Origin of the sequence: Clostridioides sp. ES-S-0190-01 (assembly GCF_020658275.1) — a bacterium.
Lineage (GTDB): Bacteria > Bacillota > Clostridia > Peptostreptococcales > Peptostreptococcaceae > Clostridioides.
Genome location: NZ_JACVWA010000043.1, coordinates 1 through 16,249, shown reverse-complemented (window position 1 = coordinate 16,249; position 16,249 = coordinate 1). Strand labels below are relative to the sequence as shown.

Annotated in this window: 16 protein-coding genes; 3 read left to right on the top strand and 13 right to left on the bottom strand. The window is 28.0% G+C overall.

Annotation, left to right across the window (positions count from 1 at the left end; genetic code table 11):
• Positions 1-22: 22 nt before the first annotated feature.
• The 12 genes from IC214_RS16345 to IC214_RS16290 form a co-directional block, all read right to left on the bottom strand.
• Entirely contained in the window at positions 23-985 is a 963-nt protein-coding gene (locus IC214_RS16345; protein ID WP_255612921.1) for an NrtA/SsuA/CpmA family ABC transporter substrate-binding protein, read from the bottom strand.
• 33 nt (positions 986-1,018) lie between these two features.
• Complete coding sequence (locus tag IC214_RS16340) at positions 1,019-1,765, bottom strand: ABC transporter ATP-binding protein (RefSeq protein ID WP_227866813.1); 747 nt, start codon at positions 1,763-1,765, stop codon at positions 1,019-1,021.
• Positions 1,758-2,528 carry an ABC transporter permease gene (locus IC214_RS16335; protein WP_227482321.1) on the bottom strand — a complete coding sequence of 257 codons (771 nt, stop codon included), beginning with the start codon at positions 2,526-2,528 and terminating at the stop codon, positions 1,758-1,760. Before IC214_RS16335 ends, IC214_RS16340 begins: the two co-directional genes overlap by 8 nt.
• A gap of 88 nt (positions 2,529-2,616) precedes the next feature.
• Positions 2,617-3,327: an AIM24 family protein gene (locus IC214_RS16330; protein ID WP_227432847.1), complete on the bottom strand. Its 711-nt coding sequence runs from the start codon at positions 3,325-3,327 to the stop codon at positions 2,617-2,619.
• Between the two features lie 180 nt (positions 3,328-3,507).
• The gene (locus IC214_RS16325; protein WP_227432846.1) at positions 3,508-3,660 is read right to left on the bottom strand and encodes a FeoB-associated Cys-rich membrane protein; all 153 of its coding nucleotides are present in this window, start codon (positions 3,658-3,660) and stop codon (positions 3,508-3,510) included.
• Positions 3,661-3,685: 25 nt separating this feature from the next.
• Positions 3,686-5,842 carry a ferrous iron transport protein B gene (feoB, locus tag IC214_RS16320; RefSeq protein ID WP_227432845.1) on the bottom strand — a complete coding sequence of 719 codons (2,157 nt, stop codon included), beginning with the start codon at positions 5,840-5,842 and terminating at the stop codon, positions 3,686-3,688.
• 99 nt (positions 5,843-5,941) lie between these two features.
• Positions 5,942-6,163 carry a FeoA family protein gene (locus tag IC214_RS16315; protein WP_227432844.1) on the bottom strand — a complete coding sequence of 74 codons (222 nt, stop codon included), beginning with the start codon at positions 6,161-6,163 and terminating at the stop codon, positions 5,942-5,944.
• 12 nt (positions 6,164-6,175) lie between these two features.
• Entirely contained in the window at positions 6,176-6,385 is a 210-nt protein-coding gene (locus IC214_RS16310; protein ID WP_227866812.1) for a FeoA family protein, read from the bottom strand.
• 510 nt (positions 6,386-6,895) lie between these two features.
• Positions 6,896-7,504: a dienelactone hydrolase family protein gene (locus tag IC214_RS16305; RefSeq protein WP_227866811.1), complete on the bottom strand. Its 609-nt coding sequence runs from the start codon at positions 7,502-7,504 to the stop codon at positions 6,896-6,898.
• A gap of 164 nt (positions 7,505-7,668) precedes the next feature.
• Positions 7,669-8,214, bottom strand: coding sequence for an NADH peroxidase (locus IC214_RS16300; protein WP_107594844.1), 546 nt, complete (start codon positions 8,212-8,214; stop codon positions 7,669-7,671).
• 118 nt (positions 8,215-8,332) lie between these two features.
• Positions 8,333-10,156, bottom strand: coding sequence for an ABC transporter ATP-binding protein (locus tag IC214_RS16295; protein ID WP_227482320.1), 1,824 nt, complete (start codon positions 10,154-10,156; stop codon positions 8,333-8,335).
• Between the two features lie 12 nt (positions 10,157-10,168).
• Positions 10,169-11,944 (bottom strand): ABC transporter ATP-binding protein, encoded by a 1,776-nt coding sequence (locus IC214_RS16290; protein ID WP_227482319.1) that lies wholly within the window; start codon positions 11,942-11,944, stop codon positions 10,169-10,171.
• A gap of 291 nt (positions 11,945-12,235) precedes the next feature.
• On the opposite strand from IC214_RS16290, the gene IC214_RS16285 reads away from it, so the two are divergent.
• Together IC214_RS16285 and IC214_RS16280 are read left to right on the top strand one after the other, a co-directional pair.
• On the top strand, positions 12,236-14,464 hold the full coding sequence (locus tag IC214_RS16285) for a YhgE/Pip domain-containing protein (RefSeq protein WP_227866810.1): 2,229 nt from the start codon (positions 12,236-12,238) through the stop codon (positions 14,462-14,464).
• Between the two features lie 200 nt (positions 14,465-14,664).
• Complete coding sequence (locus tag IC214_RS16280; RefSeq protein WP_227851662.1) at positions 14,665-15,234, top strand: TetR/AcrR family transcriptional regulator; 570 nt, start codon at positions 14,665-14,667, stop codon at positions 15,232-15,234.
• A 302-nt stretch (positions 15,235-15,536) separates the two neighbouring features.
• Here IC214_RS16280 and IC214_RS16275 read toward each other — a convergent pair whose 3' ends face one another.
• Positions 15,537-15,836 (bottom strand): rhodanese-like domain-containing protein, encoded by a 300-nt coding sequence (locus tag IC214_RS16275; RefSeq protein ID WP_227823720.1) that lies wholly within the window; start codon positions 15,834-15,836, stop codon positions 15,537-15,539.
• A gap of 207 nt (positions 15,837-16,043) precedes the next feature.
• On the opposite strand from IC214_RS16275, the gene IC214_RS16270 reads away from it, so the two are divergent.
• Positions 16,044-16,249, top strand: a 206-nt coding sequence (locus IC214_RS16270; RefSeq protein ID WP_227845885.1) for a hypothetical protein, incomplete at its 3' end; no start/stop codon positions are given.

Below are 16,249 nucleotides of genomic sequence, written 5' to 3'. Positions count from 1 at the left end.
AATATGCTAATTTCTTAATATACTAATTTTGGTTATATAACATATCTTTAATATTTATTTTCTTTTCTTGCATTCCATTAGACATCAAGAATTCTTGTGTATCCTCTAACTCTTTTATGTCCTTATCTGTTATCTTAGAACTAAAATCATACCAAGAATACATTTCCTTTGTTTCATCTAAAGTTAAACCAACTTCTTTTGATACCTCTTCCATTACCTTATCTTTATTCTCATCCATATATTTTAAAGTATCTTCATGAACTTTCATAAATCTTTTTACTAATTCAGGATATTTTTGAGCAAAATCATCACTTACTGCAGTAACTATTATTCCACTAACTAAACCTTCTCCATTTACTATCATTTTGCTACCTGCATTTATTGTTTTTAAAGCCACTGGCCCTGCAAGCATTGCAACATCTGCACTTTTACTTTCTAATGCAGAGGCAGCACTAGGAATATCCATGTTTACATATTCAACATCATCTATCGTATAACCTTCCTTAGCAAGTGCAGCAATCAATAATTGATGAAGTATAGTCCCTTTTGGACCTACAATTTTCTTACCTTTTAAATCTTTTATAGATTTGATATTTTCATTGTTAGTTATAAGCATATATCCTTTTGGTGATCTACTATAGATATTTGTAACTTTAAGTCCAACTCCATTAGATGCTGCTATTATAGCAGATGTTCCACCTAATGCATGTAAAAAGTCTAATTCTCCAGCAGCTAGTGCCTGAGTTTGTTCTGGGCCTGTTGTTAGTTCATGAAAATTAACTTTTATATTATCCTTTTTAAATTCCTTACCAAATGAATCATCTTTCTTTTCCAGTATACTTGGAACGTTAAGTGGAGACTTCACATAGGTTAAATTTATTTCCTTAGGTAAACTAGTCTCTTTTTTTGTAGGAACATCTTTATTACCCTCTTCTTTGGTTGAACATCCCACAGTCCCAACCAATACCATTACTAAAGATGTCATTACTGCTAAAATTTTTTTGTTTCTCTTAATCACTTAAAACTCCCCCAATTCCCTTAATATTTCTTTTTTTAAGCTTATATAATAGCTTTTAGTTAAATCTCTATTATATTCATCTTCGACACTTTCATCTTCGACACTAAATTGTTTAATCCCTTTATTTTTACTAAAAACAATTATTTTCTTTGCTATTTCCATAGCTTCTTCTATATTATGAGTTACAAATACTACCCCTTTTTTAGTATTTTTATGGATATTTACTACTTCTTTTTGCATTTTTCTTCTTGTAAAATAATCTAATGCTGCAAATGGCTCATCCATCAATAGAATATCTGGGTTAAAAGAAAGAGCTCTTGCAATACTTACCCTGTGAGCCATTCCTCCTGATAACTCATTTGGATATGAGTTCTTAAACTTTTCAAGTTTCATCATCTTTAAATATCTATCTAAATCAACTTTATTTCTATTATTTTTTTCAGTATGTAAAAGTATATTTTCACTTACATTTAGCCATGGCATTAGTCTACTTTCTTGAAAAACAACTCCTACTTTTGGGATACACTTTTTATCATTATTAAAAAAATATACATTTCCACTAGTAGTACTTTCAAGACCTGCTAAAATTCTAAGCAAGGTTGTCTTCCCACAGCCACTTTCCCCTAGTATAACCGTTATTTCTTCGCTAGATATACTTAATGATATATCATCAAGCACTAAATGTTCTTTATTATCAACTAAATACTTTTTATGTATATTCTCTAATAAAAATCCATTTCTAACCATTTAAATCAACCTGCTTCCCTTTACTAAATTTTGCTATTGCCATTGAAAATAGATAATCTGAAAGTATACCTAAAAAACCAATAACAAAAATTCCAACCAGTACAATATCAGTTCTTGACATATCCTTACCGTCAGAAATCAAGTATCCTAAACCTGAAGAAGCCGCAATAAGTTCTGCACCAATTATAGCTCTAAAGCTATACCCAAGACCTAAACTAAGTCCAACAACAATATCTAACATAGAATTAGGAATTATTATTTTGCAAAAAATTCTTTTCTTAGATAAATTAAAAGACTTGCCTACTTCAATTAATTTACTGTCACAATTTTTTATCCCTTTTAGTGTATTTAAAAATATTGGAAAAAACGATGCTAAAACTATAATTATAATTTTAGACTCTTCACCTATACCAAACCATAAAATCAGCATAGGTATTAAGGCTAGTGGAGGTGTACTTCTCATAAATTCAAATAGTGGCTTGAAATATTCATACATTTTTTTATTTACACCAAACACGATTCCAAGTGGTATTGCTATCAATGAACTTATTAAAAAACCTATAAATATCCTCTTCACACTAGCATAAACATTTAAAAAAATAGAACCATCATTTATCATTTTTATAAAAGTTTCCAAAACTCTTTCAGGCGGAGGCAAAATATAGCTACTCCATATACCTAAAACACATACAATTTTCCATAAAATTAAGATTAGTAAGAAAATGTAATATCCTTTAAACTTTCTATGAATTCTCTCCAGCATCTAATACTCCTTTTTAATATACCTACCCCTGCTACCCTTTTTATTCTTTAAATATATTTTAAGCTACAATTAAAATTCACTATAAAAATTAATCTATGCCAATTCTTACTCCACCTGATCTCATTCTGTCAGAAGGTGTTGCATCTGTATTCAAGCTAGACAATCTTTCAGATGGTTGTATAATAACAATTTGACCATGCTCAACAAACTCCATATGATAAGATTCCCCTGAAGTCTGACCAACAAAAGTTTTCCATGATAGTTTTGCTACTTTAGGATATGGTTCCCTTCCAGTCCATGCTACTAACGCATCTGGGTCGACACAACAAGGCCCTTCAAGTATTAGAGGGTTCCCATCTGTTATTATGGCAATATCTTGATTTTGACTTGTTTTATTTATTAAATGTGTAGTAAAAAGTCCTTTTTGAGATATTACTCCTGAACCAATTAATTTTACACTATAATCTAGTTGTTCTGAAAATGCTAATAAGTTTTCACTCTCAACACAAATCGAGTCACCTGGGTCAATTGATATTACATCTACATGATAAGCATTTTGCGCTAGGTAAATTTCACCTTCACCTTCAACAACCATTATTGGCATTTGTTCTCCTGTCAATGACCTTTGAACATGTCCTAGCAATGCTCTACCTAAACCACCACCATTATTTGGGCCTAATATTAATTTTTCAAAGTTAAAATTTCCTTTAAATGCTACCATAGCACCTTTTTTAGCAAAAAATTTACCACTTCCTCTTGCTATACACATAAGTTCATTTGTTACATCAAATTTAAACATAATAAACATTTATATTGCTGTATTTAGCAATAATCCCTCCTAATCATATATTTGTCTATAATTATACAGTAAAAATATAATATAGTCTAATTGACTTCAAATATGAAATTTATTATTTATATATAAAATAAGAGCCTGATAAAAAGTTTAACTTACTTTATTATCAGACTCTTATTTTATCTATCTTTTAGTATCATGGCAACTCTTACTACTTGAGCATCCAGAACAACCACATCCACAACTACTGCCATTCTTTTTCTTGTTATTAACCATATGCATCACAGCCAATGCCATTAATACTACCACAATAGCTGCTATAATAAATGTAGCCATAATCATCACTCCTTATTTATATGAACTAATTTTTCATATAGCTCAAATTACCAATTTTATCTTTTTTTATTGTTCGATTTGAATAAGTTAAAACCCCAAATACTACAGCTATTGCTATAACTATAGATATTATTGCCCCAGCAATACTTCCACCAGTTCCTAAAAGTACACTTCCAACTTGATTGATAAGAAGAGCAACTATATAAGCTGTTAAAGTTTGGAACCCTAATGTAATCCATGTCCATTTCCATGAACCCATTTCTCTTTTTATAGCACCAATAGCTGCAAAACAAGGTGCACAAAGCATGTTAAATGCCATAAATGAAAATGCACTGACTACTGTAAACATACTTGCAACTGAACCAAGAAGTGTTGGGTCTTGTTCTGTTGCATCTGATATACCAAATAAAACGCCAAATGTTCCAACTACATTCTCTTTTGCTACTAGACCTGTAACTGTTGCTACTGATGATTGCCAGTTTCCAAAGCCAAGAGGTGCAAATATTGGTGCAACTATATTTCCTAGACTAGCCAATATACTATCTCCTGCATCTACCATTTGTAGTGACCAGTTAAATGATTGTAAGAACCATATTACTCCACAAGCAACAAATATAATTGTACCTGCTTTGATTATAAATGCTTTTCCTCTATCCCACATATGAATTAAAACTCCTTTTGCACTAGGAACATGATATTGAGGTAGTTCCATAACAAATGGAGATGGTTCTCCAACAAATAAAGAAGTTCTTTTTAATATAATTCCACAAACAATTATCATTACAATTCCTAAGAAATACATTGATGGTGCTACCCATGAAGCCCCTCCAAACAGTGCTCCTGCAAATAAAGCTATTATTGGAATCTTAGCTCCACATGGAATAAATGTAGTTAACATGATAGTCATTTTTCTATCTCTATCATTTTCTATAGTACGAGTTGACATAACACCAGGAACTCCACAACCTGAACTTATAAGCATCGGTATAAATGACTTTCCTGAAAGACCAAACTTACGGAATATTCTATCCATTATAAAAGCCACACGTGACATGTATCCACAATCTTCAAGTATTGATAATAGCAAAAATAAAAGCATGATTTGTGGTACAAATCCTAATACAGCTCCAACTCCACCAATTAAGCCATCAACTACAAGACCTTGTAACCAATCAGCTACATTTACGGAAGCTAGGAAATTACTTACATTACCTTGAATAATTTCTCCAAACAATACATCATTTGTCCAATCAGTTGCTATAGCACCCAATGAACTTACTGCTATGTAGTAAACTCCCCACATTATAAGTGCAAAAATAGGTAGTGCTAATATACGGTTTGTTACAAACTTATCTATTTTATCTGAAACAGTTTCTTTACCATTTCTATTTTTCTTTATTATGCTTGAAATTATTGAACTAATAAATTCATAACGATTTGCTGTGATTATACTTTCACTATCATCATCCAATTCATCTTCACAATTTCTAGTTATCTCTTCTATGTCATTTAATATTACTTTAGAAATATCAAGCTTTTGTATAACATTTTCATCTCTTTCAAATAACTTTATAGCTAACCAACGTGTTTCCATATCTATATATGGAGTTTTTTCCTCTATTATCTTTTCGATTTTTTCTATTGCTCCTTTGCTTTCATCAACAAAAGGTAACTTAAAATCTAATTTATTGTTACCACTTGCAATTTCAATTGCTTTTTGAGCAGCTTCCATAATTCCTTGCCCTTTAACAGCTGTTACTTCTACTACAGGGCAACCTATAACCTCTGATAATTTTTTAATATTTATCTTATCTCCATTTTTCTTAACAACGTCCATCATGTTAAGAGCTATAACAGTAGGTATACCTAATTCCAAAACCTGAGTTGTTAAATATAAATTTCTCTCTATATTTGATGCATCTACAATGTTTATTACTGCATCTGGTTTATCATCAAGCATAAAATTACGTGTAACAACTTCCTCTAATGTATATGGTGATAGAGAATAAATACCTGGTAAATCTACTATTTCTACATCTTTATTTCCTTTTAATTTTCCACCTTTTTTTTCAACTGTTACTCCTGGCCAGTTACCAACATATTGTGATGAACCTGTAAGTCCATTAAACATTGTTGTCTTGCCACAATTAGGATTTCCTATGAGACCTATTTTTATTGACATTTCCATTCCCTCCATTAATATTTAGATATATAAATTATTTTTGATACAGAAAATCATTCTCACTATATAATTGCATTAACTCTACTATAATTAACTTTATTATTCCACAATAATTTTTTCTGCATCTGATTTACGAATTGATAGTTCATAATCTCTAACTGTTATTTCAATTGGGTCTCCAAGAGGAGCTACTTTTCTCACAAATACATCAACACCTCTTGTAATTCCCATGTCCATTATACGTCTTCGTGTAGCTCCTTCTCCTTCTAATTTTTTAACTTTTACAGTTTCCCCACACTTAATATCCTTTAGCTTGTTCATATTACTACCTCCCTATATTATTATTCTACTTGCCATTTTTTTATCTAATGCAATTCTAGTATCCTTTACATCTATTATTAAATTACCATCTATCTTAGAAATTATTTTAACATTTGTTCCTATTACAAATCCTATGCTATTTAAAAATGTTCTTGTCTTATCACTTCCTGAAATCTTCTTTATAACTACTTCTTCTCCTATATTTGATAATACTAATGGCATACGATATTCCTCCTTATACTAATTTAAATTTATATGTAGACTTTTCCTTCTATTTAAATTCTAGTATCTTATTTTTAAATTGTGGTTCATTAAAATGATTACCTATTTTTTTCCTTCTTTTTACAATTCTTAATTTTGATTTAAGTCTATCATAATAGTATAGTTTTTGCAAGTGATTATTGTATTCTTTTGATTTTTTCTCTCAATTAATTTTATTCCTCATACAAATCTTATTTATCTTAACATAATTTTTATAAAATAAAGATGCTTTTAGATAGTATCTTTGACTATCTAAAAGCATCTTTATTTTTCATCTATTTTATATTTATTTATATACTTAATTCTTACTTGGAAATATTTTTATTATTACTTTCATCTTTTTCTGTAAAAATGTCTTTACCTAATTTTAAAATATCAACAAACAAATGTATTTTGACATACTCTCTTCTTCTATGTATGAGAGTGTGACAAACAAAGTTTAAATTCTATTATAAATAATTATATTCTCTATTAACTTGAATATTTAGATAGAAATTCTATTTGTTGAAGATTAAATGTTTGTGTATGAATATTGGAATAATTTTTTGAGTATGTATCAACAAAACCATGATTTGCATCTGCGATTTCAATTTGAATATTTTGTTTTTTGGCAAGTTGAGAGGCAACAAACTCAACATCAAATGAATCGTATTTTGCAAATACTAATAAAACAGGACATTTTGGAATTACATCCATATAATCTCTAATTCGAGAACCATAACAGCAAATTATTCCATCACATAAGGAATTTTCACTGCATCTCCATGCAATTGTTGCACCTACACTATATCCAATAACGAATACATGCTTATATTTTAATTTTAAATCATTTATAAGTTTTTCTACTTTTTCATAGACATTAAATCCTATATTACTTATAAAAAAATTATATGCATCTTGAGCTTTTAAATAAGAAAAAACTTTCCCGCTACCCAAAAGTTCAGGGCAAAATACATCATATCCATCTTGATAGTATTTTTCACAAATATCCTTTATAAAATTGTTAACTCCATAAATTTCATGTAGCACTACAATAGCTATATTACTTTTATGTGTATACTTAATCAGTTTATCCACCACCTTTATTAAATAGTCAATATTTTTATACTTAGTTTAATGTATTCCTATATGTATGTCAATTTACTGTTTTAGAATCTAATTTACTCAAAAAGGAGTATTTCACTCATAATCTTTAAAAACCATGAATGAAATACTCCTAAAAGTTTACTTAATTTATATTAAATTTATTTTCCAAAATATCTATTTAATAATCCTAAGAATGCTTTACCATGTCTAGCTTCATCTTTACACATTTCATGTACTGTATCATGTATAGCATCTAATCCTAATTCTTTAGCTTTTTTAGCTAATTTTAATTTTCCATCAGTTGCACCATATTCAGCGTCAACTCTAACTCTTAAGTTTTCTTTTGTATCTGCAACTACAACTTCTCCAAGAAGTTCTGCAAATTTAGCAGCATGTTCTGCTTCTTCAAAAGCTATTCTCTTATAAGCTTCTCCTACTTCTGGATATCCTTCTCTATCAGCTTGTCTACTCATTGCTAAATACATTCCTACTTCTGTACACTCACCAACAAAGTTAGCTCTTAATCCTTCGATTACTTCCTCATCTACACCTTGAGCTACTCCTATTCTGTGCTCATCAGCCCAATTCTTTTCGCCTTTCATTTCTTCAAACTTATCAGCTCCAACTTTACATACTGGACATTGTGCTGGTGCAGCATCCCCTTCATGTATATATCCACATACTGTACAAACAAATTTTTTCATAATTAATTTCCTCCTAATATTTTATATATCAAATTTAATTTTTTATTTTCTAAGTTAGTCTATATATACCCGTGTCATATACCTTCAAACAATTTTTTTTAAAATTTTTTATTAATTTTTAATTTCGATTTGTCAGCAGTATATTTCTGTAGTAATGACCTTTGAGTTTCATTAGTTCTTTATGATTTCCAGATTCTACAATTCGTCCATTTTCTAAAACTATTATATTGTTACAATTTGATATAGTACTTAGTCTATGAGCTATAATTATACTAGTCTTTCCATAAGTCACATTATTTATTGCATCTTGAATCTTAGCTTCAGTTGCTATATCTATATTACTCGTAGCTTCATCCAAAATAAGTATTGGTGCATTTTTTAATACCGCCCTAGCAATACTAATTAATTGTTTTTGCCCCTCACTTAAATCCTCACCCCTATCTGATAAAACAGTCTCATATCCTCCATGCATTTTAATTATAAACTTGTGTAAATTTGCTATTTTACTAGCAGATATAACCTGTTCATCAGTTGCTGTTAGGTTTCCATACCTTATATTTTCCATAACAGTGTCATTAAATATATAACTTTCTTGTGGAACTACTCCAAAATAATTTCTTAAACAATTCCTATCAACTGAATATATATCATTCCCATCTAAAAATATCTTCCCTTTTTCTACTTGATAGAAATTTGTAATCAGATTTATAATTGTCGTTTTTCCACTGCCAGTTTCTCCTATTATGGCATTTGATGTTCCAGCCTTGATTTTTAAGTTTATATCACTTAGAATATTCTTTTTTGAGTCATATGAAAAACTTACATCTTTAAATTCAATATCTCCATTTATAAAAGATTTTTTTAAATTATTATTTTTATTGTTGTAAATGTCACTTTTAGTGTTACTATTTATTTGTTCTTCTTCTTGCTCATCCATAACTTCAAAGATTCTTTCACATCCTGCTACAGCTGAAAGCAATGTATTGAATAAATTAGCTAATTCATTTAAAGGTCTTGTAAATTGTCTTACATAACTTAAAAAACTTGCTATAACGCCTATAGTTATAACGTCTTTAGACGCAAGTACTCCACCTATAATACATATAATTGCAAATCCTATATTACTAATTACGTTCATAATAGGCATTAAAAGAGATGTATAAATCTGTGATTTAAGTGAAATACTCAAAAGCCTATCATTGATTACTTTGAAATCACCTACAGATTTTTTTTCATAATTAAAAGCTTTTACTACATTTATATTTGATATCATTTCTTCAATATGAGAATTTAGTTTTCCTAATTCTACTTGTTGTTGCTTAAAAAAAACTCTAGTCCTCTTTGCAATGAAATTGCTTAGAAACATTACTATTGGTATTAATACGATACTGCAAAAAGTTAAAATAGGGCTTAATATAAACATCATAATGAAAGTTAGCAATATGTTCAAAATTCCTGTAATTAATTGTACTAATGAAGTTGAAATACCTGTACTAATATTATCAACATCATTTGTTACTCTACTCATAATATCTCCAGTAGCACTCTTATCAAAGAAAGTTATTGGTAAATTCCTGAATTTTAGAAATAAATTACTTCTCATATCTCTAACTATGCTTTGAGATAATCTAGCTGTAAATATCCCCTTGAACAACTTAACTAAAAATTCAATTATATAAAATAAAAGTAAAATAAGTATTCCTTTTAAGAAAATAGACTTTGAATATATATCAATATTTATTATGTCAACTACTTTTCCAAGAGTATATGGTATTATAGTTGATATAATTGAATCAATTATTACTAGTAAAAAAATTAATCTAGTAATTTTTTTATCTTTTTTAAAGTACATAAAAACTCTTTTAAATGTTTTTTTAAAATCTTTAGGCTTTGCTTTTTTCTTTAATCTACTCACCTTTTGATTTCCAGTACTCAAATTCAATACACTTCCTCCTTAATTTACATCTTCATTTACTAGATTTTGCAACTCAAAAATCTTTTTATAAGTTGGAGAACTAACCAGTAAATCTTCATGTGCAGCAAATCCAACCACCTCTCCCTCATCTAAGACTAAAATCTTATCACAGTCAATTATAGAACTAATTTTTTGTGAAATAGTTATAATAGTACATTTCTTGTTTTCATTTTCTCTTAAATTATTTATATAATCTTTTATATTTTTCCTTATAACTGTTTCTGTATTGATGTCCATCGCACTAAAACAATCGTCAAGAATTAATATTTGTGGTTTTTTTGCTATAGCTCTAGCTATTGTAACTCTTTGTCTTTGTCCTCCTGATAGGTTTTTACCCCTTTGAAACAAAACTTCATCATAAGAATTTTCAAGTTTTGTTATAAATTGATTTGCATTTGCTATTTCGCATGCTTTTACAACATCTTCTTTACTTATATCTTTACTTCCCATAATTATATTTTCTGATATACTCTTTCCAAACACACTGCTATTTTGAAAGACTACACCTATTTTTTCTCTTAAACTATCTTTAGATATACTGTATATGCTATGCTCTCCAATCTTAATATCTCCTTTATCAACTATATATAGTTTTTGGATTAAATTGACTAAAGAAGTCTTTCCTGAACCAGTTTGACCAATCACGCCAATATTTTGCCCTTCTTTTATATTAAAAGATATGTCTTTTAATATCTTCTCATCTATATTTTTATTATACGAAAAATCTACATTTTCAAAAATTATATCACCATTTATAAATTCTAACTCTCTTTCTTTAGCATCTAAATCAGTATTTTTGATAATTACTTCTTCATTCTCATCAATTAGGACTTCACTTATTCTTTCATAAGAAGCTTTTGCTCTCACAAAAACATTAAAAACGTGTGAAATCATTATAAGTGATGTTAATATTCTAGTCATGTAGTTTACATAGGCAACTATAATTCCAATTTTAATTTCTCCAGAATAAATTAAATATCTCCCAATTAGCAATATTATTATTATAGCAATGTTAATAATTATTGTAATTGTTGGTCTAAAAAATGACATCATTGTTGTGGCTTTTCTACTATTTTGAAAAAGTTCATTATTTAATTCTTCAAAACGTTTATTCTCATAATCATATCTACAGAATAATTTAACTACCTTTATTCCACCTAAAAACTGTCTCAATTTTGAGTTTATCTTATCTGTACTTTCTTGTACTTTTTTAAACAACTTATATCCAATCTTCATGTTAAGCAATATTATAATAAATATAATTGAAACTGCAATTAAAATAATTATTGACATTTTTAAATTTAATTTTATCGCTATAATTAAACTTCCTATACACATAATTGGTGATTTTATAAAAACTCTCATCATTCCATGAACAAATAATTGTATCTGATTAATATCATTAGTAATTCTTGTTATTAGTGAGGCTCTACCAAATTTATCTACTTGCTTCAATGAATATGTATTTATCTTTTCAAATACATCCTGTCTTAAATCATAAGAAAAACACTGAGAAACTCTTGCTGAGATTATACTTCTTATTATTGAAAATACTGCTCCTAAAAAAGTTATACCTATCATTAATGCTCCCGTTGATAATATGTAATCTAAGTCCTTATTTGAAACCCCTATATCAATTATTTTAGCCATTATAGTTGGTTGTGCCAAATCACAAAAAGCTTCCAATGTTAAGAAAAATATTGCTGTTAAAAACAACACTATATATTTTTTTATATATTTTTTAAAATACCTCATTCAACCATCCCTTCATAGCATTTTCTAACTATTAAAAGTATATCACAATCAATAATTTAATTGATTATATCAATTATAAATATTTGATTTATTCTTAATTTTTATACTATATATTTTATAAATTATTTGTTTTTATTTCCCATATTTATATATATTTATAGCATACTATTATATATAATATATATGTATTAAAATTAAGACAAAACTTTAACTTTACTATTTGTGTAAAAAGTAATATAATTTAAAATTGATTATAAATCTAACTTTTTTATCTATTAAAATATTCAGGAGGTGAGAGATTTGAAAAAAACAAATGGTTTAAAAGAAATTTTAAACTGGAATAATATGAAAAATTTAAGACCTTCAAAGGGTTTAAAAAATATATTAGAAATTTTTAAAAATGACCTAAAAGATATACGTGGAAATTATGCAGTACTTATAATAGTTGTAGGACTTGCTTTTTTACCATCTTTATATGCTTGGTTTAACATAAAAGCATCTTGGGACCCATATGGGAGTACTGCTAATATGCTTGTAGCAGTAACAAATGAAGATAAAGGTAATGAGATAGCAGGACAGAAAATTAATATCGGAGACCAGTTAATTGAACAACTTAAAGATAATAAAAGTTTAGGTTGGCAGTTTGTAGATGAGAAAACGGCTCTTGAAGGTGTTAAAAAAGGTACTTATTATGCATCACTTAAGATTCCAAAGAATTTCACAAAAGATTTAACTTCCCTAATTACAGATGATGTCAAAAAGGGTGAACTTATCTATACAGTAAATGAAAAGATAAATGCAGTTGCACCAAAGATTACTGACAAGGGAGCTTCTGCAATACAGTTACAAGTTAATCAAACAATAATAAAGACAGTGAGTGAAATAGTTCTTGGTGTATCAAATGGAGTTGGTGCAGGAATTGAACATGGTCTTCCAAAACTAACAAAAGTTGAAAACTCTCTTATGGACCTTCAAAAAAGATTTGACCATATAAATAAAACGGTCGATTTAGCTGCTGATGCTACTTCAAAATTATCAGGTACAGTTAGAGATATTAAGGCTGATTTACCTACAATTAAAAAGACTTTAAATGATACAAAATTATTATCAAGTGATGTAAAAAAATTCTTAGAGGATACAAATAACAATGTAGATGAACTTTCTCCTCTTATAAAGTCTGATTTAAATTTAATGGTTGACCTTTCATCTTCTGCTTCTTCTCTTACATTAAATTTAATTGATGCTGTAAACAGTGGAAGTGAAGATGTACCAAAATTGATAGACAATTTATCAGAAAAGCTTTCTAACTTACAATCTTTAAATGATACTTTAGAAGATTTTTTAACTAAATTGAATCAGCTTACATCCAACAATAGACTGGATGATGTAATAAATAGCCTTGAAGATTCCAGCAATAAAATAGATTCTTCTATATCAACATTAAATGATATTAAAGATAAGGTTATATCTGGGCAACAGCCATCTATAAGTGCCTTAAATAATGTTTTAAGTTTATCAAATGGTATAGGAAGAATTAATTTAAATATTTTGAATAATTTTGACTCAAAAATATCAAAACCTATAAACAGTATATTTGAAAAAAGCATAAATGTAGCAAATGATATAATTACTGTTTTAGATAAAGCAGAAGCAAAACTTCCAAAGGTTGAAGAAATTCTTACTACTTCTTTAAGTCTTTCAGGAAATGCACAAGAAAGTATATCATTAATAAGAGAAAAACTGCCTTTGGCAAAAGAAATGTTGGATGACTTAGTTGATACTTTAAGTAAAATTAGCAATGGCGAGGATATGAAAAAATTAGTTAACTTACTTGAAAGTGATATATTGACAAAATCAAACTTTTTAAAGGAACCTGTTGAAGTAAAGACAGAAAAATTATATCCAATTGCCAACTATGGTTCTGCAATGACACCATTTTATAGTGTTCTTTCTACATGGGTAGGTATATTACTGCTTTCAGCATTATTATCTACATCTGTACATGGAAACTATAAACCTTATGAGATTTATTTTGGAAGAGGACTTACTTTTTTAAGTATAGCCCTCGTTCAAGGATTTATAATTGGAACTGGAGATATATTATTATTAGGAGTAACAGCAGAACATCCAATTTTACTAATAATTCTACTCATGTTTACTAGTATGGTGTTTAATTTTATAGTTTACTCTTTAGTGTCTGTGTTTGGAAATATAGGAAAGGCAATTGCAATAGTACTACTAGTTGTACAGATTGGTTCTTCTGGTGGTACATTCCCTATACAAGTTACACCTACATTCTTCCAAAGAATAAACCCTATAATGCCATTTACTTACGCAATAGGTGCCACAAGGGAGGCTGTTGGTGGTATATATCCTCCAAATTTAATTAAGGATGTATTAGTATTACTATTATTTATGATTTTGTTCATCTGCTTAAATGTACTTTTAAAAGGGCCTATAAATAGAGTTATAAAACCATTTAACAAAAAATTTGGTGATAGTAATTTAACTGGACATTAAACACTTGATTATATCTTTAAAAATCCTATAAAAATAATCTATAGTTTAAGTTTATATTAAAGGTAGTAGCTTCTCAGTTACTACCTTTTTCTAGTTAATAGACTATCCCTCACAATTACTTATAAATGACTGATATTCATTCATTGACTTTCAAAATCCCATATGCTATTATGTACTTGAAATCAGAAGGAGGGTGCTATATGCCACGTATTACTAAAGAACCTAATGAGCGTAGACAAGAAATTTTAGATACTGCAATGAAGTTATTTTATGAAAATGGATATGAAAAAACTTCTATTACTGATATTGCAAAATATATGAATGTTGCACAAGGTTTATGTTATCGTTATTTTCCATCAAAAGAAATCTTATTTGATAGTGCTATAGATCAGTATGCACAAACTTTAGTAGATAAAATGCTATCTATACTAAACGATAAAAATAAAACATTAAAACAAATAATTGAAGAAGTACCAACATTTATTGATATAGAAACTGATGATAATCTTTATTACAAAATATGTCATGGAGAACAAAACAAAAAAATTCATGACCAGTTATCTTTAAAAGTCTGTGAAAAGCTTGTGCCAATTGTAAAAAAACAAATTGAACTAGCTCATTTGCGAGGAGAAATTGATGTTCCTGATTCCGATACAACAGCATACTTTTGTGTATACGGTCAACAAGGTATATTACTACGTAATGACATTTCTAATGATGAAAAGATAGAAAGAATTCGTTCTTTCCTAACTCATCTTATGAATATTTAAATATATCCCTACTCAACAATCAGAGATACATATATTTTACAAATATAATTTTGTATTACATTCCATCTTTTACTTCTATTCTAAAGATATACAGATTGACATTTTTTATACCACTCTGCATATCTTTAGATAAACTTGTAGTTACATTAATCCTTTGTAATTCTCTTCGTCTAAAAAATAAATATAACTTTTACATATATTCTAGCTTTATTTTCTTTAAATAAAAATATGCCTTTATAATTTATAAAAGCATATCATAAAAATTTAATATTAAATTACTTCACCTAACATAACCTAAGTATTTAATTCATATAATCAGTTATTCCAGATTTTAAGTTATACAAATGCTTAAAACCTTCCTCGGCTAATAAATTACATGCTGTAACACTTCTGTGACCACTTCTACAATAAACTATTACCTTTTTATCCTTATATTCATAAATTTCATCTATATTATTAATTAACTCTTGTAAAGATATATTTATCGCATTTTCTATTTTACTTTCATTAAATTCATCTTTAGTTCTTACATCTAACAATAAAACATCTTTTTCATTTTTCATCATTTCCTTAAGTTGATTTTTATTTATAGTTTTGTACATAATTTAAGATTCCTCCATTTTATTTATATATTACTTATACCCTTTATTTTTTATCAGATAACAAAATATTGTATTTTTATTTTTCTCATATATATAAAATGTATACTTATTATAAATACACTTTTCTTGAACAATAATCTGTTGATTAAAATAATTAAGAATGTTATGCTAATTATAATTATTAAAAGGGAAAAGAGGTAATTTAATATGTTTAAGCAAAGATTATGTAAGTTATTATCTAGCACATTGGTACTTAGTATGTTATTTACTGCTACTCCAAGTATTACTTTTGCTGATAATGACACAAACAATATCTCCGATAAGTATCAAAGCTCTGATATAGAGTTAAATGATTATAGTAAAGGTTCGGAGTCTTACACAAAAACTAGAGCTCTTGCTAAAGAGAAAATTCA